Source organism: Rhodococcus sp. D-6 (genome assembly GCF_040256695.1).
GTDB lineage: Bacteria > Actinomycetota > Actinomycetes > Mycobacteriales > Mycobacteriaceae > Rhodococcus > Rhodococcus pyridinivorans.
Window position 1 is genome coordinate 3,854,858 of record NZ_CP132970.1, and the last position, 25,806, is coordinate 3,880,663.

Genomic DNA, 25,806 nt, shown 5'->3' on the forward strand with positions numbered 1-25,806 from the left:
CTCCCCGCTTCCCGGGTCTGTACTCGGCGACAACCTTCGAAAGGGGACGACGATGAAGCTCACGGTGACGACCTTCGTATCGGCCGACGGTGTGGCCCAGGGACCGGGTGGCCCCGACGAGGACCGCAGTGACGGCTTCGACCGCGGCGGTTGGGTGGTGCCGCTGTTCGACGAGGACACCGGCAAGTTCATCGACGAGGTGTTCTCGAAGGTCGACGCATTCCTGCTGGGCCGGAACACCTACGACGTCTTCGCTGCGTCGTGGCCGAACTCGACCGATCCCGACGATCCGGTCGCCCGTGCACTCAACACCCTCCCGAAGTACGTCGCCTCCACGACGCTCACCGCCCCCGAGTGGCAGAACACGACGGTCCTCGAGGGCGACGTGCCCACCGCGGTCGCGGAACTGAAGAAGCAGCCGGGACGGGAACTGCAGGTGCACGGCAGCATCCGTCTGGTCCACACCCTCTTCGAACACGGTCTCGTCGACGAGTACCGCCTCATCACGTTCCCGGTCGTCCTCGGTCAGGGGCGGCGACTGTTCCCGATCGGGGGTCGCGACACGAAGTTCGATCTCGTCGAATCGCGCACCACCTCGACCGGTGTCGTCATCACCGTGTATCGGCCTGCCGGACGACCCGAGTACGGACTCGCCGAAGTCGAGTGACCCGAAGTACGAGCCGGTCTGTATCGAGAGCTGCTCTGGCTCGCCTGCCTCATCATCTGTTCGAGACCGTTACGGACCTCGTTCCGGAACGGTCGGCCGGGGCCCGCTCTTGGGGGCCGGTCAAGATAGCATCGGGGCGGGAACTAGGTCAGGACTGGAGATGCCCCGCAACAGACGTCCGCAGGATCGGGAAGAGAAACGCGCAGAGATCGTGGTAGCCGCCCGGCGGTTGTTCGTCGAGGAAGGATACGACGCGGCATCGATGACGCGGATCGCCCGTGACGCCGGAGTCGTGTCGAACACGCTGTACTGGTACTTCCAGGACAAGGACTCGATATTGATCGCGGTCCTGGATGCGGTTCTAGCCGACTCGATGGCCTCCTACAGCGAGATACTGGGCTCGGGCCTGGCCGATCGACTCTTGTGGTTGGTCGAAGAATTGGAGCAACTGGGTCGGTTGGTGAGCACGGTGCACACACGCGCCGAGAAGTCCGCGTCCGTTCAGCAATGGCACGAGCAGTTCCACACACTGGCCGAAGGATTGTTCCGGGCGGAGCTGATCGGACTCGGCGTGCCCGCTGACGAAGTCGATCCGCTGGTCTCGATCGGCGTTTTCGTGGTCGAGGGCTTGCTGATGCACCCGACGGATCAGGCTCAGCGGCGCGCGGTGATCGAGACGTTGCTCAGCAGCGCTCGCAGTCGTGCCGCAGCCACCGGCTGAGCACCTGATCTGCGCGTCCACGAACGCGGAGCGACCTACTGTGCGGTGCGGTCGAATTGCCTTTCCAGGAAATAGAGTTGGTCACGCACGGCGCGTTCGAAGTGGTCACCGACGTAGATGTCGAAGTGGTCACACACGTAGCTCTGAACCTGTACGTGCGCCAGACCCTGTGCGTGACGCTTCGTGGTCTTCGCGGGCGCGGCCGCGTCGTTGTCGCAGACACACAGCAACGTCGGAATGCTGAAGCGGGCCAGCGCACGACCGGGTCGATCGAGCGGAAGACGCAGCGCCAGCCGGGCAGCGAGGGCATTGGCCGCCTCGAATTCGCCGTTCGGACCGCGCAGTACACCCCAGACGCTGTCGCGGCCGACCCCGGTCTCGGGTTCTTCCCCACCGTCGATCTCCGTCAGCTCGATGTTCTTCGACAGCTGAGCCCGCACCGACGGAAGTCGTTTCAACACCGCGCTGGTGCGCCGCGAGAGCCGGGTCCCCGCGGGCAGGAGTGCGGAAGCGCCGGCGAGGGCGTCGGGTGAGGCCACGAACGCGGGCATCCAGGACGTCCCCGCCATCGGCAACAGGATCGGCTTCGCGCCGAACCACGACCCGACCGTGTCGAGAATGCCTGCCACTGTCAGTGCCACCACGCTCAGCGGGCCGGTCCGTATCCGCGCGCGCAACGACGCCGGACCGTCAGTGAAGGGGCACTGCGCCACGATCGCCGCGATACGGGTGTCCTCGGAGGCGACTCGAAGGACATGACCTCCGCCGAACGAACTGCCCCACACGGCTATCCGGTTGACGTCGACCTCAGGAAGTGTGCGCGCGAAGGCCAGAGCGGCATGCCAGTCGGCGCGTTGCCGGCCGATGTCGAGGATCTGGCGCGGTGCTCCGCCGCTGGCCCCGAGGTGACGATAGTCGAACACCAGCACCGACCATCCCGCGGCGGCGAACCGTTCCGCGTAGGCATCCAGGCGCATCTCCCGCACCGCTCCGAGCCCGTGCCCCATGATCACCATCGGGCGCGGACCGTTCAGGTCGGGTGCGGTGTACAGCCATGCCGCGCACTCGTCCTGGCCGGAGACGAACGAGACCTCGCGCCGCTGCACCGCTACCACCTCGCGCCGATCGGCAGACTCACCGATGTTCATGACTAGCACCCTCCCGCTTCACCACCACATCTCTTGGACGCCATTCAAGAAGGCGTGACGATTACGGTAAAGGCTTCTTGGATGCCGGTCAAGAAGGAAGGGCGAGGTGTACGTCGACGACATCACCGGACTCACACTCACCGTTGACGCCGGTAGTACGCTCGAGTGATCGGCAAGTGGCCGAGCGGGTTCTGTCGGGGAATCCGCTCGGCCCCTTCGCTTATCCCTCGCCGGGTAGGAATATGTCCTCGATTCGACGTCCGAACAGGTGCGCGATGCGGAACGCCAACGGAAGGGACGGGTCGAATCGCCCCTTCTCGATCGAGATGATCGTCTGGCGCGATACCCCGAGTTCGTCGGCAAGCCTCTGCTGCGACCATCCGCTCTCCGCGCGCAGGGCCGCCAGCGAATTCCGCACCCTCAGCCCTTCCGACGCTGCACGGCGTAGCGCACACCGAACGACGCGAAAGCCACGAGGATGACCGCCATCAGCGCGTGCAGGCCCTCGACCTCGATCGGAGCGAACGCCAGAGCGGTGCACCCCAGGCCCGTGACGAGGAGGATGTCGGTGAAAGCGCCCGAGGCGGCTTTCTCGTACCAGGACGACTCGACCGAATCCTCGGGCCGGTCCGTGGCGCCTTCGAGGGTCGACCGATCCACGAGGAGCACCCACGACAGGGCCGACAGTGAGGGTGCGGTCGCCAGCGCGACCGCCACGCCGGCGGCCACGGGATAGTCGGGCACCAGCCCCAGAGCAGCTACCACCGCTGCCAGAACGGCTGTGGCCAGGATTCCGAGGGCGATCGCCGGCGGTACCGCGCCGATCCACCGCGAACCCATCCGCACCTTGCCCCACTTGCTTCGCCCGACCACCGATCCGGCACCCCCGCTGTCCATCGTTTCCCCTTTCGCCGTAAAGCACACTTTACATGTAAAGGTAACTTAACAGTCCGTTCGGTGCGACAGAAACGAGGGGTTCCGTTCGGCCGGGCAGGTGTCATGATGGATCGAGCAGATCGACACGCCACCAGGCGAAGGGACTGCCATGAGCCTCTACAACGATCACGTCGTACCGCGACTGGTGAACATCGCCTGTGCACCGTCGTTCACCGAAGCGAACCGGAAACGAGTGTGCGCCGGCCTGAGCGGCCGCGTCGTCGAGATCGGATTCGGATCCGGTCTCAACGTTCCCTACTACCCCACCACCGTCGAGTCGGTCAGCGCCGTCGAACCCGCGGACCTCGGATGGAAGCTCGCACGTCCGCGCATCGACGACTCCCCCGTGCGCATCGAACGATCCGGCCTGGACGGTCAGTCACTCCCGTTCGAGGACAACACCTTCGACAGCGCACTGTCGACGTGGACGCTGTGCACCATCCCCGATGCCGACGCGGCTCTGCGCGAGATACGTCGTGTCCTCGCACCGGGCGGCACCCTGCATTTCGTCGAACACGGACTCGCGCCGGACGAGAACGTCCGGCGGTGGCAGCACCGGCTCGAACCGATCCAGAAGCGCGTCGCGGGTGGTTGCCATCTGACACGACAAATCGCCGACCTCGTCCGCGGTGCGGGGTTCGAGATCCGCGAACTCGACACCTTCTACGAGGAGAAGACGCCGAAGTTCTTCGGTGCGCTGTCGCTGGGAGTGGCGACACCGACCGCGTGAAGGCGGACAACTGCACAGCAACGTTTGCACACTTCCGGGGACAGATACACGGTGTCGACATCGAGCACATGTCCACTATGTCCGCGATGATTGCATGCATGCCCTCGGACACCCTGCCACTCGCCACGCGCACGCTGCTGAAGCAACTCGACCTGGTCTGGCTCTTCACGGAACAACATGTCCTGCCGCGGATCGACGAGGCTGCCGTGCACTGGGAGCCGTCGTCGAACTCCGTGGGCGTCCGGCGGGTCGACGGGCGTCTCGTCGCCGACTGGCCGGACGAGACGGCCGAGGCCTTCCCCGAGCCCACGATTGCGTGGCTGCTCTGGCACATCGAGTGGTGGTGGACGAACACCGTGGCGGTCTGCAGTGGGGGAACTGCGGTCGGGCCGGACGCCTACGAATGGTCCGGCTCGACCGGCCGCATCCGGGCTCTTCGCACCGAATGGGCCGCACTTCTCGAGACTGCCGACATCGAGAAGACGATCGTCGGCCTCATGCCCGAACCTTCACCTCTGTGGGAAGTAGCCGGGTGGGTCAACTTCGAACTGGCGAAGAATGTTTCGGAGATCAGTCAGGTACTGACGCGGAAGGCGAATACGCCGGGCTGATACTTCCTGCGTTTACGCTGGGACGATGCCCGCGATCGGAATGCGCGCGTCGACCGCCTGCCGGAAGTTGATCATCGCGCGTTCGAGGTGGTCGCGGTTCGTCACCAGCACAGCGCCCGTGGCTCGCCGTTCGAGCAGAACGTCGTTGGTGAAGCGTGCGTTCTCGACGGTGGAGGTCGACTGCGATTCCTCGGTGATGCGCTCCGGCGGAATGCCTCGCACGACCAGCCAGTCCTTCATGGCCTCCGCTTCGGTGACGCCGTTGCGCGGCACGCCACCGGTGACGACGATCGGAGATTCCGGATAGCGTTGCGCTGCACGGAGAGCCGCTTCGAGTCGTTCTTCGAGCACCGGCCGGATCTTGCCGTCATCGGTGAGTCCGGCCCCGAGCACGACGAGATGCGTACCCCGCGGATTCAGGTCGAGCATCAGCGGGAAGTGCGGTGTCAGCTTCTCGAGCTCGGTGCACGCGATGATCAGCGCGTCGATGGTTCCCTGGCACAGCGGGGTGACGGACAGTGCACCGTTCACGACGGTGTCGATTGCAGGAGTCGCCGCTGCCTGCCCCGTCGATACACCTACCGCGGCTGTGGCCGCGACTGCGGTCGCCACCACCGTGCGTCGCACAGCTCCCACGCGAGCCCCCCTTTCTTCCCGGACATCGGCCGTGCCGCACTGTGCCATCTCGACGCGCACGTGTGGGAAGTTGGAGCTCGACGCGAAGAAGTATCACCATAGGCCGCGTCGGATTCGATGACGGCTGACAATCGGTTTTACATCCGAACCACTGGTCTATCCATGAACAAGCGCGACAATCGTTGCAAGAGGCGCCATTCGGACGAATCACTGCGCTTCCCGTACTTGCAGAACAGACAGAAACAGAATGTGTGTTCGAGTTGACGACTTCGCACACCCGTGCGACCATCCCTCCACCGACCTGAAAACAGGTCGACCCCGGAAGGTGCGCCAACACCTCACCGGGGTCTGGGCACAAGACAGATAGGGACTGTCATGCACCGTAGGGTGGAGTCTATCCACACGCCTTCGAGAGGCGTATTCCAGCAACGAGCCGCGAGCGCATTCGTCCGCGCCGGCCGACACACACCCGCTCCCCCGGGTTCACGCCCGACGTCCTGACTTTCCAGCCCTCCGACCCACCGTGATCGGAGGGCTCGAGGCGTTTCACCTGCATCGTCGCGCACGAGGGCCGTTCCGGTAGCCGAGGCGCGTCGACGCAGCTCGTCGCTCGTCTCCCACAGTCCGACGTCAGCGCGCCGACGCTGCGAGCCGGGGCCGTTCCCTGTCTCGAAACCGACTGGGCACCAGTATCCCTCGTCTCCACAGCTGGTGGTGGAGCACCCGATCGTGCGGGTCGACACGAACGACCGGGTCCAGTGCGAGCCGCACGTCCTCCGCGACGTGGGGCTATCCGTGCTGGCCGAGACGGTCTATCGGGGTATGGCGACCGGGCAGCCTTGGGGAAGGGGACGACGACTCAGGGACCCGAAGGGTCTCCGATCGGTCGAGGGCAGCCGCCCGCAGGGCGCCCGATTCGTTCCCGATCGAATTCATCCTCGTTGCGCGAACCCCGGGTGGAGTGCTGTGATCGGAGCACGGGTCTACGGGAGGGGCCGACGTGACCGGCGTCGAAGAGTTCGAGAACCTGCGTCCACTGTTGTTCGCCATCGCCTACCGCATCCTCGGGAGCGTGACCGAAGCCGAGGACGCGGTCCAGGAGACCTGGGTGCGATACGAAACCTCCGGCGTCGAACCGGATTCGGCCCGAGCATTCCTGTCCACCGTCGTCACCCGGGTGTCGATCAACATGCTCGAATCGGCGCGGGCGCGGCGCGAACGATATGTGGGCGAGTGGCTACCGGAACCGATACTCGAGGAGCCCTACGACGATCCGGCGCGCTCGGCCGAACTGCGGGAATCGATCTCGACGGCAGCGCTGGTACTGCTCGAACGTCTCAGTCCGCTCGAACGCGCCGTCTTCGTGTTGCGCGAGGCATTCGGATTCGGTTTCTCGGAGATTGCCGAGATCGTCGACCGCTCCGAAACGGCGTGCCGGCAGCTCGCGGTGCGGGCGCGACGCCACGTCGATCAAGGTTCGGCGCGGTTCGACACCGACCCGCAGGCGCACGAGCAACTCACCGCACGATTCCTCACGGCGTTCCAGGACGGCGATGTCGACGCCCTGCGCGACCTGCTGGCCGCCGATGTGCAACTCGTCGCCGACAGCGGTGGCAAGGCACCTGCCATCCGCAAGATCGTGGTCGGCGGCGAGAAGGTCATGCGGTTGCTGGCCTCGTTCGTCTCGCCCATGGGCCAGCTCGGCATGTCGCTCGAATCCCACGAGATCAACAGGCTCCCCGGCCTGATCGTGCGGGACGCCGACGGCGCCATCGTGCAGGTCATGACGTTCGACGTGACGGACGGGAAGATCGGCGCGGTCCGGGTGCTGATCAATCCGGACAAGCTCGCCCACCTGGGGCGAGTGGCCGATGTGCGGGTGCTCGCCCAGAAGCTCCGTGACCTGCAACGACCTTGAATCCTCCCGATTGTTCGGCGCGGCATGTCACAAACGACGTAGCTGTCCGGTCCTAGATGACGAGGGCTCCCCACAGAGCCAACGAACGGATCGGAGAAGCCATGTTCAACACACGCCCCCGTGTCGTCGTCATCGGCGGCGGATACGCCGGAACGGTCGCCGCCAACCGCATGAGCAGGAAGGCTGCGGTCACCGTCGTCAATCCCCGGCCGCACTTCGTCCAGCGAACCCGGTTGCACCAGTTCGCGGTCGGCAACCACCATGCATCCGGCGACTACCGCAAACTTCTGGCGAAAGGAGTCGACCTTCTGGTCGATACCGCGACCCGCATCGAACCCGGCACGTGCACCGTCCATCTCGCATCCGGTGGAACGGTCGACTACGACTATCTCGTCTACGCCGTCGGAAGTACCGCCACAAGACGGTCCACCGTTCCTGGCGTCGAGGAGTTCGCCTTTCCGGTGGCCGAATTCGAGTATGCCGAGCGCCTGCAGTACGCGCTGAGCAGCCTCGGGCCGGATGCCGTCGTCACCGTCGTCGGCGCCGGACTCACAGGGCTCGAAACAGCCGGCGAGCTGGCCGAACAGGGACGTCGCGTGCGCCTCGTGTGCAGCGGTGTCATCGGCCCGATGTTGTCCGAGAAGGCCCGTGCCGCAACCTACGAACGGCTCGCGGGCCTGCGGGTGGAGATCATCGAGAACGCGCGTGTCACTCGCGTCGGACCCGACGGCTTCACGCTCGACGACGACACCGTCCTCGAGAGTGCGATCACCGTCTGGACCGCCGGATTCGGCGTTCCCGAACTGGCCCACTCCAGCGGCTTCAGGACGGATGAACTCGGCCGGATCCTCACCGACGAAACGATGACCAGCATCGACGACGACCGCGTGATCGCCGCCGGTGACTGCGCGGCACCGTCGGGAGAGCCGGTGCGGATGGCATGCCAGTCCGCCCTGCCCACCGGCCTGGCTGCGGCCGATACGGTTCTCAGCCGTATCGCCGGTGAAGAACCCGCGAACCTCGATTTCGGGTTCAACGGCGTCGGTGTGAGCCTGGGCCGACGCGTCGGTGTCGTCCAGTTCCACGAACGGGACGACAACCCGAAGGAACAGGCGTATGCCGGCCGAATCGCCTCGACCATCAAGGATCTCGGACTGAAGGCCGCGATGGCGGGCCTGCGGGTCGAGGCCCTACGGCCGGGATCGGTGGGATTCCCGAGGGGCGGCCGGCATCCGTCGAACACCGCCCCCGAGGATCTCTCCCGCACGGAGCAACCGATGGCCTAACAACCGCTGAACTCGTCCTCTTTCAGAACCGACAGCACTGGGTCGCCTTCACCGATCGATGCTCCCGCCGAGGGAGTCTGGTCGACGACGACCCAGTTCCTGTCCCATACCTGCGCGCGTCCCTGACCGGTCGCGTCGACGCTCGTGGAGTAGAACACGCCTGCGGCCTGGATGGTGTCCTGCGCCGCTTGGAGATCCATGCACACGACATTCGGCATCACCGCGGTGGACGCGACCGCCGCAACCTGCGTGGTGGAAACTCTCGTGGCGGGAGTGGTTTCCGGAGCGACGGTCCGTGCGGTGGTGGCAGCCGAGGTCGTGTACGGCGTGGTGGTCGTCGGTGCGGCAGCGCGAGGAGTCGTACTCGCGTCGTCCTTCGTGGGTGAATCCAGCCCGTCCGAGATGTCACCGATGATTCCCATAAGGACGATCAGTCCGGCGACGGCAGCGGCGATGACCACCCCGCGCCGGATCCTCGGAGGCTTCGGCGGCTCGGGCGGCGGCGCCATCGCGGCCCGCACATCCCCTGCGAGGAACGCGCGGTGACCGACTTCGGCGCGTGCGGCGATCGCGTCCTGCTCGGCCTTGATCCGCCTGCGACGGTCGCGCAGAGGCTTGCCGATCGCGAGATATCCCAGGCCGGCCGCGAATGCCACGAACAGGATCGCGTCGGCAAGGTTGCCGTTGACTACTTCCACGATCGCCAGCCACAGCGTGATGGCGGCGAACATCCCCGCTACGACTCGCAGGTAGGGGACGACGAACTTCATGTTTCTCCTTCAACCCGACACCAGGCCCCGTGTGCCGCTGCTTTCTCGACCGCACACGCGCTGACCCGCTCAACGAGGTCGCCGATCGGCTGGCGGTCGCGGCGAGGCGCTGCCACGACGCGAACGTTTCGCCGGAGGTGGCGTCGACGATCGCGAAAAACATCGTCGCTTCGTTGAAGAACCCGCTTCCCGAAACCGCTTGACCCGAACAAGTTCCACGAATCGCAAATAGGAGACCCAATGAGTACTCGAGATTTCGACCAGCGCTACAACGCACATCTGATCGCGTCGCTCGCCGCAAGCGTCGGCATCATGCTCGGCAGCATCGGCCCCTGACCCAGATGGTCGACCAGCAGGGTTGTGAGCCTCATCTTCAGGTTGTCTACCTCTCGAGAAGCTTGCTCGGGCACAGCAACATAGGCAGTGGGACGAGTGAGATGTACCCTGTCAATCTGCACACAACGGCGCAATCCTCCGCCCTCGACCGAGGGCAGCAGAGCGTGAAGTGGTCATAGGTGCGCGCTATTACGCGCTCTGCTGACCGTTTCGCGCTCCGCTGTCGGGGTCGGTGAGTGCGGGATCCCGCGAGGTGTCCTTCAACGCGACCCCCGACGCCCCCAACTGCCGCGCCCCGTTCACGAGGGCTGCGACGACGCGCGCCGCGTGCTCGTAGGTCATCCCGCCGGGCGGGTGGATGTTCGACACGCAGTTGCGTTCGGCGTCACTGCGTCCCGGCGTCGGGTGGTGCGTCAGGTACACGCCGACACTGTCGGCCACCGACAGGCCGGGGCGTTCGCCGATGATCACGAGCATCGTCGTGACGCCGAGCCGCTCACCGATATGGTCGCCCAGCGCGACGCGGGCCTGCGTCGCGATCACCGGTGACGCCACGGTCAACCCGGGCAGGGCAGCGACGATCGCCGCGAGCAGATCGGGTCCGTGGGCGTCGAGAGCGGTGGACGACAACCCGTCGCACAGCGCGATACCGAGATCGGCCTCCATGCGCGGCAGCGTGGTCCCCTCGGCGAGCTGCCGGCCGAGGTCGGGGCGACGCAGATACGTACTGCGATCTCCTGCTGCGCTTTCCACGATCAACTGCTCACCGAGCCCGAGATCACGAACCCGCTGAGCCAAGGAATGCACATCGAGCGGGACGTGCACGGCGTCGCGCGCCTCGGCATGGGCCGCCACGAATTCCAGATGACGGCGCGTCGGGATGCTGTTCCCGGTGCGTCCCAGTCCGATCCGTGCCTGGGTGTTCCGGCGCAATTCGTCCCACAGGTCGCTCACAAGGCACCTCCGAGTGCGCGCAGAGGGGACGCGCCGACGTCCACCGGCAGGATGCGACCGACGTCGTCCGCCATGCCCTGCCTGCGTAGCCAGTCCTCGAATTCCGGTGCCGGCCGCAGGTCGGCGGCCTCCCGCACGTACAGCGCGTCGTGGAACGAAAGCGATTGATAGCCGAGCATCACGTCGTCGGCACCCGGCACTGTGATCACGAATGCTGTTCCGGCAACGGCCAACAGGGTCAGCAGGGTGTCCATGTCGTCCTGATCGGCCTCGGCATGATTGGTGTAGCAGACGTCCACGCCCATCGGAAGGCCGAGGAGTTTGCCGCAGAACTGGTCTTCGAGACCCGCGCGGATGATCTGTTTGCCGTCGTACAGGTATTCCGGTCCGATGAACCCGACGACGGTGTTGACGAGCAGCGGTTCGAACTCGCGCGCAACGGCATAGGCGCGCGCTTCGAGGGTCTGCTGATCCACCGGCCTGCCACCGGTTCCGAAATGGGTTCCCGACGACAACGCCGAACCCTGCCCGGTCTCGAAGTACATGACGTTGTTGCCGACGGTCCCCCGTCGCAGCGACCTGCCGGCCTCGTTGCCCTCCCGCAGCACTGCAAGGTCCACACCGAAGCTGCGGTTGGCGCCCTCGGTGCCGGCAACGGACTGGAACACCAGGTCGACGGGTGCGTCCTTCTCGATCAGATCGATCGTGGTGGTGACGTGGGTGAGCACGCACGACTGGGTGGGGATCTCGAATCGCTGCCGGATCTCGTCGAGTAGGTGCAGCAGGTCGGACACGGCGTGCGGCGAGTCGCTCGCCGGATTGATGCCGACGACCGCGTCGCCGCATCCCATCAGCAGGCCGTCGAGAACGGACGCGGCGACCCCACGCGGGTCGTCGACGGGATGGTTCGGTTGCAGGCGCGTCGCGAGCCGCCCGGGCAATCCGATGGTCGTGCGGAACGCGCTGGTCACCGTCGCAGCGCGGGAGACCGCGATGAGGTCTTGATTGCGCATGATCTTGCTGGTCGCCGCGACCGTCTCCGGGGTGAGTCCCGGCGCGAGTGCCGCGAGCACGTCGGCGGAGTCCGGTCGGGCCGCGACCTCCAGGAGGTGGTCGCGCAGTTCCCCGACGGTCATGTGCGAGACCGGCGCGAAGGCCGTCGCGTCGTGGGTGTCGACGATCAGCCTGGTGACCTCGTCGGTCTCGTACGGGACGACTGCCTCGGTGAGGAAGGTGGTCAGCGGGAGGTCGGCGAGGGCCAGCTGTGCCGCGGCGCGTTCGGCGTCCGAGGTGGCGGCGCAGCCGGCGAGTTCATCGCCCGAGCGGCGCGGGGATGCTTTGCCGAGCAGATCGACGAGGCCGTCGAAGACGTAACCGGTTCCGCCGAGCTGTTGTCGGTAGATCGTCATCGAGGCCTCCCGCGCAGGACCGGTTCGACGGATGTGAGCACGCAGTGGAGTGCAGCATTCCACTTTTTCGCTGTCGTGTCCGGCGAGTGTCGCGAACGAAACGTCGCTGGTCGTCGGTTCCTAGCCTCGCTGGTACCAAACGTTCGTCACCCGCTGCGCCATGTGCCGCATCCCCGCAGCGGTGGGGTGCAGTGCCTTCGCCAGCGACAGCGACTGCCGTCCCTCGTAGAAGCGCTGCTCGGACGGCGCACACGCGTCGTGCCCTTCCGATCCCGCCATGACGTCGACGAACTCGGCACCGGCCTCGCCGGCGGAGCGGGCGAGTACTCGGTTCATCCGCACGAAGAAGTTCGTCACGAAGGAGGCGTCGGCATCGCTGGTGGGGATGTTGGGCCAGCAACCCCGGTTGCCGAAAACACCGCCGTGCCCGACCAGCAAAACCCGTGCGCGCGGTGCGCGTTGCTGGACGGCGGTGAGTGTCGCGGTGAGCTTCGGTCCGAGTGCACTCAGGGCGGCATCCATGCGCGACGTGGTGCCCGAATCGGTGCGGCAGTGCGCATCGCCGCCCGGAAGCTCGGTGTAACAGGCCGAGACGAGCCCCGCCCAGCCGACATCGTTGCCGCCGATGCTCAGCGTGACGAGATTCGTGTCCGGAGTGAGCGAATCGATCTGCGGCGGGACCGATCCGGTCGACGTCTCCTGCGGGACGGACGTGATGTGCTCGGTGCGTGCACCCGAACACGCGACGTTGACGAAGCTGACGGTCTGAAGCGAAGCCGCGACGAGGTTCGGATATCCCGCATCCGCGCGGGCACATCCGCTGAGCATCGCCGCTGCGTCGAGGTAGGGTCCGGCGGCACGCGAGTCACCGAGCGCGACGTATCGGATGCCCTGCTCGCTACCCGGGTCGCTCATCGCGGACACCGGCCACACCATCGATGCAGCTGCCATGCCGGCGACGATCCCGGCTCGCACAATCGTCTTCATCCAGACCCTCCGGCAGCGTGGTTCTCCCGGGCATGAGATCGGCACGAATTACAAACGCGTTACGAGCACCGGGTGAAGATCACGGATGAAGCTCGGGCACACATCCTCCCACCAGCGCATTTTGTTTACTCCCCCCTTCGAACGGCTACCGTCGACCTGTGACCGTCCACAAAGTTCTCGACGGCCGCTACGAGCTGAGCGGTCTGCTCGGCGTGGGCGGCAGCGGCGAGATCCACGACGGTTGGGACACCCGCCTCCACCGGCCCGTCGCCGTCAAACTGCTCGGACGGGAGGTCTGCAGCAGACCGGACGTACGACGTCGTTTCGAAGTCGAGGCCCGGGCCGCCGCGGCCCTGAACCACCCTCGCATCGTCGCCGTGTACGACACGGGTGAACACGACGGACGTCCTTACATCGTTATGGAACGGCTCTCCGGGCGGACCCTCGCCGACGACATCACCCGCGGACCCCTACCCGCCGATCGGGTGCGCACGGTGCTCGCCGGAATTCTCGAGGCGCTCGTCGCCGCGCACGGTGCGGGGATCCTCCACCGGGACATCAAGCCGGCGAACGTGCTCATCACAGAGAACGGCGAGATCAAGGTCGCCGACTTCGGTATCGCGAAGAGCGTCGGCGACGACCTCACCCACACCGGTGAACTCGTGGGGACCGTCGCCTATCTGAGCCCGGACCGCATCACCGGACACCCTGCGTCCGTGACGGACGATCTGTACGCGGTCGGCATCGTCGGCTACGAGTCCCTGTGCGGGCGGAGACCGTTCGCCGAGGACAACATCCTCGCGCTGGCACGGGCCATCACGCACGACCGTCCGCGGCCACTCGCCGATCTCCGCCCGGACGCCCATCCGGGGTTCGTCGCGGTGATCGAACGGGCCATGGCACGAGAGCCTTCCGACCGGTTCCGCAGTGCGCACGAGATGCTCGTGGCATTGCAGAATTCCGACGGAAACCGCGCTGCGACAGCCTTCCTGCCGGCGAGTGAGATCGGCGGACCGACGACCACTGCAAGCACGGACCGTTCACGTGGAGTTCTCGTCGCAGCGGGTCTGACGCTGGTCGGGGCGCTCGCCGTGGGCGGTCTCGCACTCGGATTCGGGCGGGGCGATTCCCCGCCGGCGGCCACACCGGAGACGCGGACGCCGGGCATGTCCGCATCGACGCCCGAGCGGGTACCGGCCACCACCGAGCTTCCTGCGCCCCCCGAATCCACGGTCGCCCCGGCGCGCACAGTGGACGAGACCGCCGTGGTTCCGCCCGTCGTGCCCGCTCCGGAGACCACTCCCGTCGCACCGCCTGCGGATGCCGGGCCCACGAGGTCCGAACCCGAGTCCCGCGGGAACAGCGGACCCGGCAACAACAACGGTAACGGAAACGGAAACTCGCAGGGGAACAACGGGAACCACAACGGCAACAACGGCAATGGGAACGGAAACACCGGCAACGGGAACAGTGGCCGCGGTAACGGGTGAGATCGCTCAGCTCGAGGCGCGCACCACGAGTTCGACGGGAAGTCGCGTCGATTCCGTTCCTCCATTTCGCACGAGTTCGAGGAGCCGCTCGATGGCCGTCACCCCGATATCGTGCGCGGGCGATCGCACGGTGGTGAGCGGAACCGGCAGCTGCGCCACGACGGGGATGTCGTTGTAGCCGACCACGGCGAGATCGTCCGGGATGGACAGACCGAGGTCGCGGGCGACACCGAGGATGCCGATGGCGATGGTGTCGCTGACCGCGAAGATCGCGCGGGGACGGTCGGGGCGGTCCAGCAGCGCACGCGCGGCCTCCACACCCCCGGCGACGTCGAAGCTCGACCGCATGATCCGCTCGGGCGGCAGTGGCGCCGACGCTTCCTTCAGAGTGTCGACGAAGCCGTCGCGGCGGTCGCGGGCGGTGCTGGCGTGGTCGGGGCCGGCGATGATCGCCAGGTCGTCGTAGCCGCGGTCGAGAAGGTGCCGGGCGGCCAGTGCTCCACCCCGGTAGTCGTCGCCCACCACGAACGGCAACCCCGCATCGGCGTGCCGGGTGACCGCGAGGATGGGCAGCGATCCGAGTACCAGCGACTCGACGAACGGACCACCCGGGAGGTGCATGCTGCTCAGCAGCAGACCGTCGACCTGCCGGCCCACGAGCAGCGCGATGGCGCGACGTTGTGCCTCGAGGTCGTCGGGTGGGCTCGACAGCAGTACCGAGTAGCCCGCTTTCGTGGCGGCTTCCTCGATGCCCTGGTAGGTCGTGGCGACCACGCCGTCGGTGAGTCGCGGCATGACGACACCGAGGGTCGTGGTCTTGCGGGTCCGCAAGCTCGCCGCCCACAGGTTGGGGCGATATCCCAGTTCGGCCGCGACCTCCCGCACCCGCAGTGCCGAGTCCGACCAGCCGTCGACCGGTTCGGGCTGGCGCAGCACACGGGATGCCGTCGAGACGTGGACACCGGCGCGCTCGGCGATCTCCTTGAGCGTCGGGGCGCGGTCGGGACGGGGCATGCGGCTCTCCTGCTCGTACGGCATCGAGTTCGCGTTCCGAGTTGACGTGCCCGGAACGTGTCTTTAGCGTAGGCCATGCAATCGATCGCGCAAACGTTCTCACAATCGTTCTGACAAACGTTTCCTCGACCACCGGAGAAGGCCATGTCCAACGCTCAGTCGCTCACCCAGCTGTTCGCCCTCGACTCCCTGCTCGAGCAGGAGGAGATCGACATCCGCGACACCGTCCGCAAGTTCGGCAACGAGCGCATCCGCCCGCACGTGGCCCAGTGGTTCGAGGAAGCCAAGCTCCCGGCACGCGAGCTCGCCAAGGAACTCGGACAGCTGGGCGTGCTCGGCATGCACCTCGACGGCTACGGCTGCGCCGGCATGAGCGCCACCGCCTACGGCCTGGCCTGCCTCGAACTCGAGGCCGTCGACTCCGGCATCCGCAGCCTCGTGTCCGTGCAGGGCTCGCTGGCGATGTTCTCCATCCACCACTGGGGCAGCGAGGAGCAGAAGCAGGAATGGCTCCCCCGCATGGCCGCCGGTGAGGCCATCGGTTGCTTCGGCCTGACCGAGCCCGACTTCGGTTCCAACCCCGCCGGGATGCGCACCAACGCAAAGCGCGACGGCGACGACTGGATCCTCAACGGCACCAAGATGTGGATCACCAACGGCTCGATCGCCGACGTCGCCGTCGTCTGGGCGCAGACCGACCTCGAAGAAGGCGCCAAGGGCATCCGCGGCTTCGTCGTCCCCACCGACACCCCCGGTTTCTCCGCACCGGAGATCCACTCCAAGATGTCGCTGCGCGCCTCGGTCACATCGGAGCTCATCCTCGACGGCGTGCGTCTGCCCTCCTCGGCGATGATGCCGAAGGCCGAGGGTCTGCGCGGACCGCTGACCTCCCTCGGCGAGGCCCGCTTCGGCATCGTCTTCGGTGCCATCGGTGCCGCCCGCGACTGCCTCGAGACCGCCATCGAGTACTCGCAGTCCCGCGAAGTGTTCGACAAGCCGCTCGCCGGCTACCAGCTCACCCAGGCCAAGATCGCCGACATGGCGCTCGAGGTCGGCAAGGGCCACCTGCTCGCCTACCACCTCGGTCGCATCAAGGACCGCGGCGAGATCGCCCCGGAACAGGTCAGCCTCGGCAAGCTCAACAACGTGCGTGAGGCCATCGCCATCGCCCGCGAGTGCCGGACCATCCTCGGCGCCAACGGAATCACGCTCGAGTACCCCGTCATCCGTCACGCCAACAACCTCGAATCGGTACTGACCTACGAGGGCACCTCCGAGGTCCATCAGCTGACCATCGGCAAGGCTCTGACCGGTGAGGCAGCCTTCCGGTGAGCGGAGCGTTGGAAGGGCTGGTGATCGCCGACTTCGGTCGCGTGCTCGCCGGCCCCTACGCCACCATGCTGCTCGCCGACCTCGGGGCAGAGGTCGTCAAGATCGAACGACCCGGCTTCGGGGACGACACCCGGCACTGGGGACCACCCTGGGCCGGCGACGAGTCGACCTATTTCCTCGGCGTCAACCGCAACAAGAAATCGGTGGCCATCGACCTGACCACCGACGAAGGACTCGAGCAGGCACGCGATCTCGTCGCCCGCGCCGATGTCGTCGTCGAGAACTTCCTGCCCGGCACGATGACTCGGCTCGGGCTCGGATACGAGCAGGTCCGGGAACTCGACCCCGGCATCGTCTACACCTCGATCACCGGCTTCGGCGGGCACAACGACCTGCCCGGTTACGACCTGCTCATCCAAGCCGTCGGCGGTCTGATGAGCATCACCGGGCCCGACCATGCGACACCCACCAAGGTCGGTGTCGCCGTGGTCGACATCATCACCGGAATGCACGCTGCGCTCGGCATTCTCGCCGCGCTACGGCACCGCGACCGCACCGGCGAGGGCCAGCGTGTCGAGGTGAACCTGCTGTCGTCCCTGTTGTCGGCGCTGGCGAACCAATCGTCCGGCTACGTCGCGGCAGGAGTGGTGCCGAAGGCGATGGGCAATCGCCATCCGAGCATCGCGCCCTACGAGGTGTTCCACACGGCAGACCGGCCGTTCGTCCTCGCCGTGGGCAACGACCGTCAATTCGCTTCCCTGGTCGCGGTTCTCGGCGCACCCGAACTCGCCACCGACGAGCGGTTCACCACGAACACCGCCCGCGTCGCGAACCGGGAGGAGCTGACGAAGATCCTCGACGAATTGCTGTCGACGGACACCGCCGACGCGTGGTTCGACGCTCTGACCGCAGCCCGGGTGCCGTGCGGACCGCTCAACGACATCGCTGACGCGGTCGCGCTCGCCGAACGACTCGGCCTGTCGCCGGTGGTGTCGATCGACGATCCCGACCGGGACGCTCCGCTTCGTCAGATCGCCAACCCGATCCGGCTCAGCGCCACCCCTGCGACCTACCGCACCGCACCCCCGCGGCTGGCGTAGTCGGACGCTCTCGTCACTCGGACTTCTGTTCCTTCAGAGTGTGGGCGACGAGAGCATTCGCGTGCCCGTGGCCCATCCCGTGTTCCTGCTTCAGCCAGTTCACGAGCTCCATGTGCTCGGCGAGATCCGAGGCGCGGATCATGTTCTTCCACTCCTCGATCGGGCGTCCGTACTTCTGCTCGATCGACGGAAAGTACGACTGGGGCCCCTTGACCTTCTCGCTCATGCCGGAGAGGTTAACCGAGGCGACCGACACGGTCGGGCCGTTCCGTTCGATCCGCAACAGAAAGACCGCGGCGCCGCAGTCCCGGATGGGACGCGGCGGCACGGATGTACGGAAGGGGATCAGGCCTTCGGGCCACCGGCCACATAGATGACCTGACCGGACACGAAGCCCGCGCCCTCGGACGCGAGGAACGATGCGGTGTGGGCGATGTCGTCGACCTCGCCGATACGGCCGACCGGGATGTCGGCCGCGATGTTCGACTTGAAGTCGTCGAACGACAGGCCGAGACGCTCGGCGGTCGCGGCGGTCATCTCGGTGGCGATGAAACCCGGCGCGATGGCGTTGGCGGTGACACCGAACTTGCCCAGCTCGATTGCGAGGGTCTTCGTGAAGCCCTGCATGCCGGCCTTGGCAGCGGAGTAGTTGACCTGGCCGCGGTTGCCGAGGGCCGAGGTGCTCGAGAGGTTGACGATGCGACCGAACTTGGCGTCGACCATGTAGCTCTGGACGGCACGCGTCATGAGGAAGGCGCCACGCAGGTGCACGTTCATGACGGCGTCCCAGTCCTCGACCGTCATCTTGAACAGCAGGTTGTCGCGGGTGATGCCGGCGTTGTTGATCAGGACGGTGGGCTCGCCGAGTTCGGTGGCGACCTTCTCGACGGCAGCGGCGACGGACTTCTCGTCGGAGACGTCGGCACCCACGGCGAGCGCCTTGCCGCCGGCGGACTCGATAGCCGAAACGGTGTCCTTGCAGGCGGATTCGTCGAGGTCGAGGACGGCGACCCGGTAGCCGTCGCCGGCGAGCCGCTTGGCGACGGCTGCGCCGATACCGCGTGCGGCTCCTGTGACGATGGCAGTGCGGGGCTGTGTGCTCATAGCGTTCCTCCGTTGGGGGATGGGTGGTGCCGTCAGGTGATGGTGAGTCCGCCGTCCACGGCGATGGTCTGACCGGTGACGTAGGCGGAGGCGTCGGACGCCAGCCAGACCGCAGTGGCTGCGATCTCCTCGGCATCCCCGGTCCGGCCGAGGATGATTCGCTGCTTCATCGAGTCGAGGTATCCGGGCTGGTATTCGTCCGTCATCTCCGTCCGGAAGAAGCCGGGTGCGATGGCGTTGACGCGGATTCCCTTGCGTGCTCCCCACTGCTGCGCGAGGTCGCGCGTGAGGCCGATGACGCCCGCCTTACTGGCCGAGTACGCGGCCTGCGGCAGGCCTGCCGTGGTGAGACCGAGAACCGACGAGATGTTGACGATCGAGCTACCGGGCTGCATCACACGGCCGACGGCCTGTGCCGCCCAATAGGATCCGTTCAGGTTGATGTCGATGACCTGCCGGAACTGCTCGGGGGTCTCCTTGGTGGCGGGCACGGCGGTGCCGATACCGGCATTGTTGATGAGGATGTCCACCCGGCCGAGTTGCTCGACCGCATGATCGACCATGCGCTGCGCCTGTTCGGGATCAGCGATGTCGGTCTCGACCGTGACGGCCTGCCGTCCGGCCTCCCGGACCAGCGCGGCGGTCTCCTCGAGACGGTCGAGGCGGCGTGCGGCGAGCACGACGTCGGCCCCTGCCTCGGCCAGCCCTCGGGTGAATGCGACACCGAGGCCCGAAGAGGCACCGGTGACGATGGCAACGCGGCCGTCGAGACGGAAGCGGTCGAGCACGGACATACGTCATCTCCTCGCTGTGACGGGGCCTACAGGAACTGTATAGCCGACCGCCTTCTCATCCACCAAACAGCCTGTATCCAATTTGATTGGACAGCACTGCCTTTCAGAGCCAGTTCCTATTCTTCTCTTCGGCGGATCCTATGTTGCCGCGGGCGTTGCAGCGCGGAGAGGACCCCGCGTCGCACCCACCGTTACCAAGTCGATAAGCACTGGCTTATTTCTAAGCGCTCGCTTATCGTGCGATGCCGTAGCGGGCTTGTCAACACCAACCGGACAGAACGGAAGCGCTCTCGTGAGTGACGCATGGGACGACGTCGTCGGCGGATCCAAGGCCGCGGCTCGCATCCGCACGGCCGCGATAGACGAGTTCGCGGAGCACGGCTACGGCGGCACCACGACGCGCCGGATCGCGGCGCGACTCGGCATGAGTCCCGCCGCGATGTATCCGCACTACGCGTCCAAGGAGGAGCTACTCTTCGCCATCGCCTACGAGGGACACGCGCTCGCCCTGCAGGTCGTCGAGAACGCTGACCGCCCCGATGCCGAGCCGTCCGTTCGGCTCGCCTCCGTCATCGGCCGCTTCGCCGCCTGGCAGGCGGAGAACCACCGATGGAGCCGGGTCATCCAGTACGAGCTGGCCGCGCTCGACCGCGAGCACTACCGCACGATCGTCGGACTACGACGGCAGACCACGCAGGTCGTGCGGGGTGTCGTGGACGCCGGCCACGTCTCGGGCGAGTTCACCCTCCCGGATGCCGAAGGTGTCACTCTCGCCCTGATGTCGCTCTGCGTCGACGTGTGCCGTTGGTATCCCTCGGGCCGCTACGACGACGCCGCGACGATCAGCAACCTGTATGCCGATCTTGCCCTGCGCCTGGTCGGTGCCGTGCGTTAGCATCGTCGCCACCATCGGATCGGGGGGATCTACGTGGGCAGGGGGATATCGCGCCGCCGTCGGCTCCTCGAGACGCGAGAGCATCGAGGGGGAGCTGTCGTCCATGTCCACGAATGACAACGTCGTCGACCGACTACTGGTGTCGCTCGGGGTCGACGCCCCAGCCCCCGACTCCGTCGCCCGCCGGCAGTCCAATTACGACGCGCTGGCCGCGCGCATCGACGCGGGAGTCGATCCCGAATACATCGCAGCATTCGAGAACTTCCACGGCATGGAGCATGCCGACATCCACCGGCTCGCCCAGAGCATCAATCCCGTCGCGATGACCACCCTGGCCACCGAATGGGCCGAACTCGGAAAGGGTTTCAGCCTCACCGTCGCGTGGGGAACGCTGATGATCCGCAAGCTCATCGGCCAACACTGGGAGGGTCCGGCGGCCGACGCCGCGATGGGCGCGACGGTGCGATTCGGCGAATCCGCACAACAGTTGTCCGATGCCGCACGCGCGACGTCCGAGAAACTCCGTATTGCCGCCGACGTCGGCGAACGGGTGCGAGCGTCCGTGCCTCCACCCACGGTGATTACGTCGTCGGTGCTGTACGCGCTCGATCCCGTCGCCGGTACTGCTGCCGCCCGCCAGGAGGAAGCCGTTCGCGCCCAGGCCGTGCGGGTGATGGAAGCCCTCTACAAGCCGTACTACCGCGATTCCGGCACGGCGGTTCCGGTCCTGCCCTCCCCGTATGCCGCCACGACGAGTCGCGCCACGGAGGCATTCGTTCCCCAGGGTTACGGCACACCAGGTGTCGGCGGCGCCCGGACCACCGGCGACCCGACGGGAATCCCGGGCGGGGACGGAGAACGTCCGGGTGGGCAGACCGCCACGGAAGCGGAGAACCGTACGGACGCACCGTCGTCCGGTGAAGGCACGGACGGCCGGGCGGAAGGTACCGATTCGGCAGGTGGCGTGGGTTCGAACGAGTCCGCAGCGACCACTCCTGCATCCACCTCCCCGGCCGCGGGCGGCAACTCCGCGAGCCCGACCGGTCAGTCGTACGGTTCGCCGCCCTCCGGGTCGGGCGGAGGTGTCGGCGGTGGCCTACCGGGCGCCGGGGGTGTCGGCTCTGCGGGCGCATCGCCCGCGGCGGGTCCCGCTCCGCTCGTCGCCGGAGCTGCGCCCGCCGGTGGTGTCGCCGGTGGGCCCGGTGCCGCCGCAGCGCGGGGTGCCGGCGCCCGTCCGTTCGGCATGATGCCGGGAATGATCCCGCCAGCCTCGTCCCGCGGCGACGAGCAGGACAAACGCGCGGCCGGTTATCTCGTCACCGGTGAGAACGGGAACGAACTGATCGGGTCGCTGCCCGACACCGCCCCGCCGGTTCTGGGGGCCTGAACGCTATGGACCGGCATCTCACACCCGACCGATTCCTGGCGGCGTGGACCGCCGCGGGCGGCGACGAGTTCCCCTTCCCACTGCGTTATCGCACCTCGGCGATATGGGAGGACGAGCACGCCGCGAACCTCCAGGCCGCCCGCACGTGGCTGCACGAGACACCCGACCCTGCCCTCGACGACGCGATGCGGATCCTGCTGATCGGGGAGGTCGCGGTGGAGGTCTACGGCCGCTCCACCGACCCGGCCTACGAGGTCTTCGTCCGTGCCGCCGCGACCGGCGAGCAGGCCGTCCTCGCCCGTCAGGCGCCTGCCGCAGGCGACATCCGCATCACCACGACCACCGACCTCGCGGGTGCGATCCTCGGGCACCTTCCGGTCGTGGCAGCGGGCCGCGAACACGCACGCACCGCCTCGAGCCGCGACGTGCTCGAGCCATCCGAGTTCGGCGCGGTCCGCCGCCCTGCGGGTGGCACGCACGCAGAGTCGTTGCGCCGGTTGCTGCGTCGCGAGCGCACGGCCACCGGCAGTATCCGCGTCCTGCGGTACTCGAATCCGGGGTACACACCCGTCGCCGACATCGGCTGGTTCGACGTCGTGGGCGACGGCCGGTATCTCTTCGTCCCCGGTCCCGACCTCCGCGTCGCACCGGGCACCGTCGACGCTTTCGTCCGGGAACTGTCGGCGCAACTGTCCCGAATGCGCAGGCCCTCGCACGAGGGTCGGAGCGGCGTTCTGCGACGCCAGTGATCCCTTCCCGAAGCGGCCGTTCGTCTAGGCTGGCGACATGACGGACCGGGACCGCACACCCGACGGCAGGCCGCAGAACGCGCGTCCGCGCGACGCCCTGGGGCGTCCGTTGCCGCCGGGCGAAGAAGGCGTCGAACGTGTTCCCGAAGACCTCGATCTGGATGTCGAGGAGACCATCGCCGAAGGTCAGCGTCTCCTCGACCACGGTTTTCCGTTCCATGCCCACGAGGTCTTCGAGGCAATGTGGAAGAAGGCACCACCCGAGGAACGTCCCCTGTGGCAGGGCCTCGCCCAGCTCGCCGTGGGGCTGACCCACCTGCTCCGGGGCAACCCCACCGGCGCGGAGTCACTGTTGAAGCAGGGACAGGCGCGGGTGCGGCACTACGAGGACGAACCGCCGTACCGGCTCGACATCGACGGCCTGGCGAGTTGGGCCGATCATCTGCTCACCGAGATCGCTCGCGACGAACCGATCCCCGCTCCCCCGACCCCGCGCCTGAGGATGCCCTGATGCCGACACTGCCCATGTTCCCGCTCGGCACCGCACTGCTTCCCGGGTCCGACCTGCCGTTGCGCATCTTCGAGCCGAGATACCAGCAACTCGTCCAGGACTGCACGGCATCACCGGACGGCCCCCGCTTCGGAGTCGTCCTCATCGCCCGGGGACACGAGGTGGGCGGAGGCGAGCAGCGACACGACGTCGGCACCGTCGCACGGATCATGGTCGACGCCGAGGTCGGTGCAGGCCGCCGCGAACTCGAATGCATTGCGGAGGAACGCATTCGCGTCACCCGATGGTTGCCCGACGATCCCTACCCCATCGCCGAGGTGGAGCCCTGGCCCGACACCGATTCGGGGCCGGTGGATTTCGCCGCGATCACCGGACCGATGGGCCGATTGTACGGGGTGCTCGACCGCCTCACGGGTGGCCGTGCTCCGTTGCCTCCCGCCACCACCGAACTACCGGAGGATCCCGGGGCGCGACTGTTCGCGCTCGCCCGGTACGTACCGATGGGCGAAGCGGACCGGTACGCGGTTCTCGCCGCACCGGGTCCGGCCGAACGTATGGCCGTGCTGCTCGAAGCGATCTCCACCGCAGTCGATCTCGCGGAATGGAAGCTGAAGGGCTGAGACGCGTGCGCCCACCCGGTGAGTGGGAACATCGCCCTTCCGATCTCACGGTTGCGGGCTAGGGTCCGGGACATTGTTCGTCCCCGACCGGAAGGCACCCCGATGGACACCGTCGAACAACGGTTGGCCCGGCTCGAAGCCCTCGAAGAGATCCGGATGCTCAAGCATCGCTACTTCCGGGCGTGCGACACCAAGGACCCGGAGGCGATGCGCAGGTGCTTCGTCGCGCACGGCGCCGACATCTACTACGGACCGGCGCTGGGCAGCTTCGACGACGCCGACGCCCTGGTCGACATCTACTCCCGGATCGCTCTGGAACGGATCGACGACCGCTACGTCGTGCTCGACATGCATCACGGCATGCATCCGAGCATCCACCTGACCGGGTCCGACACCGCGACCGGCGCCTGGACGCTGCGATTTCGGCAGGTGGATCTGCGTGCCCGCACCGAACGGGTCACCGCGCTCGACTACGACGACGACTACGTGGTCGAGAACGACGAATGGAAGATCTCCCGCTGCCACGTGAAGGTGCTGTGGTCGATCCAGCGGGCTCTCACCGACGACGTGGAAGTGGTGCAGTGATGGCAGAAGCAAAGGTCGCGGTGGTCACCGGCGCGAGTCGCAGCGTCGGCAAGGGCATCGCGTGCGCGCTCGGCTCCGACGGCTGGACCGTCTACGTCACCGCCCGCGGCCCCGTCGGCGTCGACGGACCGCTCGACCGCACCGCGGCGGAGGTCACCGAACGCGGCGGGTACGGCATCGCGGTGCAGTGCGACCACCGCGACGACGCGCAGATCCACGACCTCTTCCGCCGGATCGCCGACGAGCAGGATTCCCGGCTCGACCTGCTCGTCAACAACGTGTGGGCGTCACCGCCGGGGTTCGCCGGGTTCTCCGAACCGTTCTGGAAGCGTCCTATCAGCGACTGGGACAGCCTGATCGGCGTGGGTCTCCGCGCGCACTACGTCGCCTCCGTCGAAGCCGCGCAGCTGATGGTGCCGCGCAAAAGCGGGATGATCATCAATATCTCGTCGTTCGGCACCCGCGGCTACCTGCATTCGGTGCTGTACGGCATGTCGAAGGCCGGCCTGGACAAGATGGCCGCCGACATGGCCGTCGAACTCCGGGGCACCGGGGTGACCACCCTGTCGCTGTGGCCGGGACTGGTGAAGAACGAGGCCATGCTCGCCCGCGGCATCGACAACTTCGAGGGCTTCTCGCTGGCCAACGCCGAGACACCGGAGTTCATCGGACGGGTGATCGTCGCGCTCGCGGCCGACCCCGAGGTGAACGCGCGCAGCGGTCGCACCCTCATCACCGCAGAGACCGCGCTCGACTACGGCATCGTGGACGTCGAAGGCAACCAACCCGATTCACACCGGGACATCTTCGGGGGCGGGCCGTTGTTCTGACAACGACCGCGGCTGTCGGGAGGCGAAGCCAGGGGAGGTTGTGTGCGTCGGAACCGCGGAAGTCGCACACAACCTCCCCCTCGATTCGGCGGCCCGGACGAGGGGTGGTCAGAGCACCCTCGGAAGTCGTGTATGGTTGGACATGCAACGCGGGGTGGAGCAGCTCGGTAGCTCGCTGGGCTCATAACCCAGAGGTCGCAGGTTCGAATCCTGTCCCCGCTACCACCGACCGGCCCGGACTCACACGAGTCCGGGCCGGTTCTTCTGTGAATGCTCCTCGGTCTCG

General features: G+C 66.9%; 28 protein-coding genes and 1 tRNA gene. 17 read left to right on the forward strand and 12 right to left on the reverse strand.

The window, feature by feature from the left end:
* The first annotated feature begins 52 nt into the window (after nucleotides 1-52).
* Both RBB84_RS17950 and RBB84_RS17955 read left to right on the forward strand, forming a co-directional pair.
* Nucleotides 53-667: a dihydrofolate reductase family protein gene (locus RBB84_RS17950; RefSeq protein WP_064256472.1), complete on the forward strand. Its 615-nt coding sequence runs from the start codon at nucleotides 53-55 to the stop codon at nucleotides 665-667.
* 160 nt (nucleotides 668-827) lie between these two features.
* A complete protein-coding gene (locus RBB84_RS17955) occupies nucleotides 828-1,388 on the forward strand; it encodes a TetR/AcrR family transcriptional regulator (protein ID WP_064256471.1) in 561 nt (186 codons plus the stop codon).
* Between the two features lie 35 nt (nucleotides 1,389-1,423).
* Here RBB84_RS17955 and RBB84_RS17960 read toward each other — a convergent pair whose 3' ends face one another.
* The 3 genes from RBB84_RS17960 to RBB84_RS17970 form a co-directional block, all read right to left on the reverse strand.
* On the reverse strand, nucleotides 1,424-2,536 hold the full coding sequence (locus tag RBB84_RS17960; RefSeq protein ID WP_064256470.1) for an alpha/beta fold hydrolase: 1,113 nt from the start codon (nucleotides 2,534-2,536) through the stop codon (nucleotides 1,424-1,426).
* A 220-nt stretch (nucleotides 2,537-2,756) separates the two neighbouring features.
* Nucleotides 2,757-2,954 carry a helix-turn-helix transcriptional regulator gene (locus RBB84_RS17965; protein ID WP_064256469.1) on the reverse strand — a complete coding sequence of 66 codons (198 nt, stop codon included), beginning with the start codon at nucleotides 2,952-2,954 and terminating at the stop codon, nucleotides 2,757-2,759.
* 2 nt (nucleotides 2,955-2,956) lie between these two features.
* On the reverse strand, nucleotides 2,957-3,433 hold the full coding sequence (locus RBB84_RS17970; RefSeq protein WP_041803482.1) for a hypothetical protein: 477 nt from the start codon (nucleotides 3,431-3,433) through the stop codon (nucleotides 2,957-2,959).
* Between the two features lie 148 nt (nucleotides 3,434-3,581).
* Here RBB84_RS17970 and RBB84_RS17975 point away from each other — a divergent pair, with 148 nt between their 5' ends.
* Nucleotides 3,582-4,202, forward strand: a complete 621-nt coding sequence (locus RBB84_RS17975) for a class I SAM-dependent methyltransferase (protein ID WP_064256468.1) — start codon at nucleotides 3,582-3,584, stop codon at nucleotides 4,200-4,202.
* Nucleotides 4,203-4,300: 98 nt separating this feature from the next.
* A complete protein-coding gene (locus tag RBB84_RS17980) occupies nucleotides 4,301-4,813 on the forward strand; it encodes a DinB family protein (protein ID WP_231912025.1) in 513 nt (170 codons plus the stop codon).
* Between the two features lie 12 nt (nucleotides 4,814-4,825).
* On the opposite strand, the gene RBB84_RS17985 is transcribed toward RBB84_RS17980, so the two are convergent.
* The gene (locus RBB84_RS17985; protein WP_231912031.1) at nucleotides 4,826-5,440 is read right to left on the reverse strand and encodes a YdcF family protein; all 615 of its coding nucleotides are present in this window, start codon (nucleotides 5,438-5,440) and stop codon (nucleotides 4,826-4,828) included.
* A 1,009-nt stretch (nucleotides 5,441-6,449) separates the two neighbouring features.
* On the opposite strand from RBB84_RS17985, the gene RBB84_RS17990 reads away from it, so the two are divergent.
* Entirely contained in the window at nucleotides 6,450-7,367 is a 918-nt protein-coding gene (locus RBB84_RS17990) for an RNA polymerase sigma-70 factor (protein ID WP_064256466.1), read from the forward strand.
* Between the two features lie 101 nt (nucleotides 7,368-7,468).
* Nucleotides 7,469-8,653, forward strand: a complete 1,185-nt coding sequence (locus tag RBB84_RS17995) for an FAD-dependent oxidoreductase (RefSeq protein WP_064256465.1) — start codon at nucleotides 7,469-7,471, stop codon at nucleotides 8,651-8,653.
* Here RBB84_RS17995 and RBB84_RS18000 read toward each other — a convergent pair.
* The 4 genes from RBB84_RS18000 to RBB84_RS18015 form a co-directional block, all read right to left on the reverse strand.
* Nucleotides 8,650-9,423, reverse strand: coding sequence for a PASTA domain-containing protein (locus RBB84_RS18000; RefSeq protein ID WP_064256464.1), 774 nt, complete (start codon nucleotides 9,421-9,423; stop codon nucleotides 8,650-8,652). The two genes, RBB84_RS17995 and RBB84_RS18000, sit on opposite strands and share 4 nt — an antisense overlap.
* Before the next feature lie 525 nt (nucleotides 9,424-9,948).
* Complete coding sequence (gene eutC / locus RBB84_RS18005; protein ID WP_064060393.1) at nucleotides 9,949-10,713, reverse strand: ethanolamine ammonia-lyase subunit EutC; 765 nt, start codon at nucleotides 10,711-10,713, stop codon at nucleotides 9,949-9,951.
* A complete protein-coding gene (locus RBB84_RS18010) occupies nucleotides 10,710-12,122 on the reverse strand; it encodes an ethanolamine ammonia-lyase subunit EutB (protein WP_064256463.1) in 1,413 nt (470 codons plus the stop codon). The genes eutC and RBB84_RS18010 overlap by 4 nt, the downstream gene beginning before the upstream one ends.
* A gap of 120 nt (nucleotides 12,123-12,242) precedes the next feature.
* Nucleotides 12,243-13,109, reverse strand: coding sequence for an SGNH/GDSL hydrolase family protein (locus RBB84_RS18015; protein WP_064256462.1), 867 nt, complete (start codon nucleotides 13,107-13,109; stop codon nucleotides 12,243-12,245).
* A 158-nt stretch (nucleotides 13,110-13,267) separates the two neighbouring features.
* Here RBB84_RS18015 and RBB84_RS18020 point away from each other — a divergent pair, with 158 nt between their 5' ends.
* A complete protein-coding gene (locus RBB84_RS18020) occupies nucleotides 13,268-14,599 on the forward strand; it encodes a serine/threonine-protein kinase (RefSeq protein ID WP_064256461.1) in 1,332 nt (443 codons plus the stop codon).
* 6 nt (nucleotides 14,600-14,605) lie between these two features.
* Here the strand turns inward: RBB84_RS18020 and RBB84_RS18025 are convergent, their stop codons facing one another.
* Entirely contained in the window at nucleotides 14,606-15,637 is a 1,032-nt protein-coding gene (locus RBB84_RS18025) for a LacI family DNA-binding transcriptional regulator (protein WP_064256460.1), read from the reverse strand.
* Nucleotides 15,638-15,757: 120 nt separating this feature from the next.
* On the opposite strand from RBB84_RS18025, the gene RBB84_RS18030 reads away from it, so the two are divergent.
* Together RBB84_RS18030 and RBB84_RS18035 are read left to right on the forward strand one after the other, a co-directional pair.
* Nucleotides 15,758-16,945: an acyl-CoA dehydrogenase family protein gene (locus RBB84_RS18030; protein ID WP_024102321.1), complete on the forward strand. Its 1,188-nt coding sequence runs from the start codon at nucleotides 15,758-15,760 to the stop codon at nucleotides 16,943-16,945.
* Nucleotides 16,942-18,045 (forward strand): CoA transferase, encoded by a 1,104-nt coding sequence (locus tag RBB84_RS18035; RefSeq protein ID WP_039584222.1) that lies wholly within the window; start codon nucleotides 16,942-16,944, stop codon nucleotides 18,043-18,045. The genes RBB84_RS18030 and RBB84_RS18035 overlap by 4 nt, the downstream gene beginning before the upstream one ends.
* A gap of 13 nt (nucleotides 18,046-18,058) precedes the next feature.
* Here RBB84_RS18035 and RBB84_RS18040 read toward each other — a convergent pair whose 3' ends face one another.
* The 3 genes from RBB84_RS18040 to RBB84_RS18050 all read right to left on the reverse strand — a co-directional run bounded on the left by RBB84_RS18040 (nucleotide 18,059) and on the right by RBB84_RS18050 (nucleotide 19,943).
* Entirely contained in the window at nucleotides 18,059-18,271 is a 213-nt protein-coding gene (locus RBB84_RS18040) for a DUF4287 domain-containing protein (protein WP_006554713.1), read from the reverse strand.
* 119 nt (nucleotides 18,272-18,390) lie between these two features.
* Nucleotides 18,391-19,149, reverse strand: coding sequence for a 3-oxoacyl-ACP reductase FabG (fabG, locus tag RBB84_RS18045; protein ID WP_006554714.1), 759 nt, complete (start codon nucleotides 19,147-19,149; stop codon nucleotides 18,391-18,393).
* A 32-nt stretch (nucleotides 19,150-19,181) separates the two neighbouring features.
* Entirely contained in the window at nucleotides 19,182-19,943 is a 762-nt protein-coding gene (locus RBB84_RS18050; RefSeq protein WP_006554715.1) for a 3-oxoacyl-ACP reductase family protein, read from the reverse strand.
* Between the two features lie 292 nt (nucleotides 19,944-20,235).
* On the opposite strand from RBB84_RS18050, the gene RBB84_RS18055 reads away from it, so the two are divergent.
* The 8 genes from RBB84_RS18055 (at nucleotide 20,236) to RBB84_RS18090 (ending at nucleotide 25,745) form a co-directional block, all read left to right on the forward strand.
* On the forward strand, nucleotides 20,236-20,838 hold the full coding sequence (locus RBB84_RS18055; RefSeq protein WP_064256459.1) for a TetR/AcrR family transcriptional regulator: 603 nt from the start codon (nucleotides 20,236-20,238) through the stop codon (nucleotides 20,836-20,838).
* A 103-nt stretch (nucleotides 20,839-20,941) separates the two neighbouring features.
* Nucleotides 20,942-22,225, forward strand: a complete 1,284-nt coding sequence (locus RBB84_RS18060; protein ID WP_064256458.1) for a PPE domain-containing protein — start codon at nucleotides 20,942-20,944, stop codon at nucleotides 22,223-22,225.
* Nucleotides 22,226-22,230: 5 nt separating this feature from the next.
* Nucleotides 22,231-22,974, forward strand: a complete 744-nt coding sequence (locus tag RBB84_RS18065; protein ID WP_039584226.1) for an ESX secretion-associated protein EspG — start codon at nucleotides 22,231-22,233, stop codon at nucleotides 22,972-22,974.
* A 37-nt stretch (nucleotides 22,975-23,011) separates the two neighbouring features.
* Nucleotides 23,012-23,485, forward strand: coding sequence for a DUF309 domain-containing protein (locus RBB84_RS18070; protein ID WP_006553195.1), 474 nt, complete (start codon nucleotides 23,012-23,014; stop codon nucleotides 23,483-23,485).
* A complete protein-coding gene (locus tag RBB84_RS18075; protein ID WP_019288231.1) occupies nucleotides 23,485-24,105 on the forward strand; it encodes an LON peptidase substrate-binding domain-containing protein in 621 nt (206 codons plus the stop codon). Before RBB84_RS18070 ends, RBB84_RS18075 begins: the two co-directional genes overlap by 1 nt.
* 102 nt (nucleotides 24,106-24,207) lie before the next feature.
* Nucleotides 24,208-24,690: a nuclear transport factor 2 family protein gene (locus RBB84_RS18080; protein WP_064256457.1), complete on the forward strand. Its 483-nt coding sequence runs from the start codon at nucleotides 24,208-24,210 to the stop codon at nucleotides 24,688-24,690.
* Entirely contained in the window at nucleotides 24,690-25,520 is an 831-nt protein-coding gene (locus RBB84_RS18085; protein ID WP_064256456.1) for an SDR family NAD(P)-dependent oxidoreductase, read from the forward strand. Before RBB84_RS18080 ends, RBB84_RS18085 begins: the two co-directional genes overlap by 1 nt.
* Nucleotides 25,521-25,668: 148 nt before the next feature.
* A tRNA-Met gene (locus RBB84_RS18090) sits at nucleotides 25,669-25,745 on the forward strand.
* The last annotated feature ends 61 nt before the right edge of the window (nucleotides 25,746-25,806 follow it).

Bases quoted from the DNA above. Each gene is read 5' to 3' on its own strand.
- RBB84_RS18040 (WP_006554713.1), bottom strand. From the start codon at position 18,271: ATGAGCGAGAAGGTCAAGGGGCCCCAGTCGTACTTTCCGTCGATCGAG.
- RBB84_RS17950 (WP_064256472.1), top strand. From the start codon at position 53: ATGAAGCTCACGGTGACGACCTTCGTATCGGCCGACGGTGTGGCCCAG.
- RBB84_RS18060 (WP_064256458.1), top strand. From the start codon at position 20,942: ATGTCCACGAATGACAACGTCGTCGACCGACTACTGGTGTCGCTCGGG.
- RBB84_RS18070 (WP_006553195.1), top strand. From the start codon at position 23,012: ATGACGGACCGGGACCGCACACCCGACGGCAGGCCGCAGAACGCGCGT.
- RBB84_RS18010 (WP_064256463.1), bottom strand. From the start codon at position 12,122: ATGACGATCTACCGACAACAGCTCGGCGGAACCGGTTACGTCTTCGAC.
- RBB84_RS17975 (WP_064256468.1), top strand. From the start codon at position 3,582: ATGAGCCTCTACAACGATCACGTCGTACCGCGACTGGTGAACATCGCC.
- RBB84_RS18080 (WP_064256457.1), top strand. From the start codon at position 24,208: ATGGACACCGTCGAACAACGGTTGGCCCGGCTCGAAGCCCTCGAAGAG.
- RBB84_RS17970 (WP_041803482.1), bottom strand. From the start codon at position 3,433: ATGGACAGCGGGGGTGCCGGATCGGTGGTCGGGCGAAGCAAGTGGGGC.
- RBB84_RS18030 (WP_024102321.1), top strand. From the start codon at position 15,758: ATGTCCAACGCTCAGTCGCTCACCCAGCTGTTCGCCCTCGACTCCCTG.
- RBB84_RS18050 (WP_006554715.1), bottom strand. From the start codon at position 19,943: ATGTCCGTGCTCGACCGCTTCCGTCTCGACGGCCGCGTTGCCATCGTC.
- RBB84_RS18085 (WP_064256456.1), top strand. From the start codon at position 24,690: ATGGCAGAAGCAAAGGTCGCGGTGGTCACCGGCGCGAGTCGCAGCGTC.
- RBB84_RS18065 (WP_039584226.1), top strand. From the start codon at position 22,231: ATGGACCGGCATCTCACACCCGACCGATTCCTGGCGGCGTGGACCGCC.
- RBB84_RS18025 (WP_064256460.1), bottom strand. From the start codon at position 15,637: ATGCCGTACGAGCAGGAGAGCCGCATGCCCCGTCCCGACCGCGCCCCG.
- RBB84_RS18015 (WP_064256462.1), bottom strand. From the start codon at position 13,109: ATGAAGACGATTGTGCGAGCCGGGATCGTCGCCGGCATGGCAGCTGCA.
- RBB84_RS17955 (WP_064256471.1), top strand. From the start codon at position 828: ATGCCCCGCAACAGACGTCCGCAGGATCGGGAAGAGAAACGCGCAGAG.
- RBB84_RS17980 (WP_231912025.1), top strand. From the start codon at position 4,301: ATGCCCTCGGACACCCTGCCACTCGCCACGCGCACGCTGCTGAAGCAA.
- RBB84_RS18000 (WP_064256464.1), bottom strand. From the start codon at position 9,423: ATGAAGTTCGTCGTCCCCTACCTGCGAGTCGTAGCGGGGATGTTCGCC.
- RBB84_RS17960 (WP_064256470.1), bottom strand. From the start codon at position 2,536: ATGAACATCGGTGAGTCTGCCGATCGGCGCGAGGTGGTAGCGGTGCAG.
- RBB84_RS18075 (WP_019288231.1), top strand. From the start codon at position 23,485: ATGCCGACACTGCCCATGTTCCCGCTCGGCACCGCACTGCTTCCCGGG.
- RBB84_RS17995 (WP_064256465.1), top strand. From the start codon at position 7,469: ATGTTCAACACACGCCCCCGTGTCGTCGTCATCGGCGGCGGATACGCC.
- fabG (WP_006554714.1), bottom strand. From the start codon at position 19,149: ATGAGCACACAGCCCCGCACTGCCATCGTCACAGGAGCCGCACGCGGT.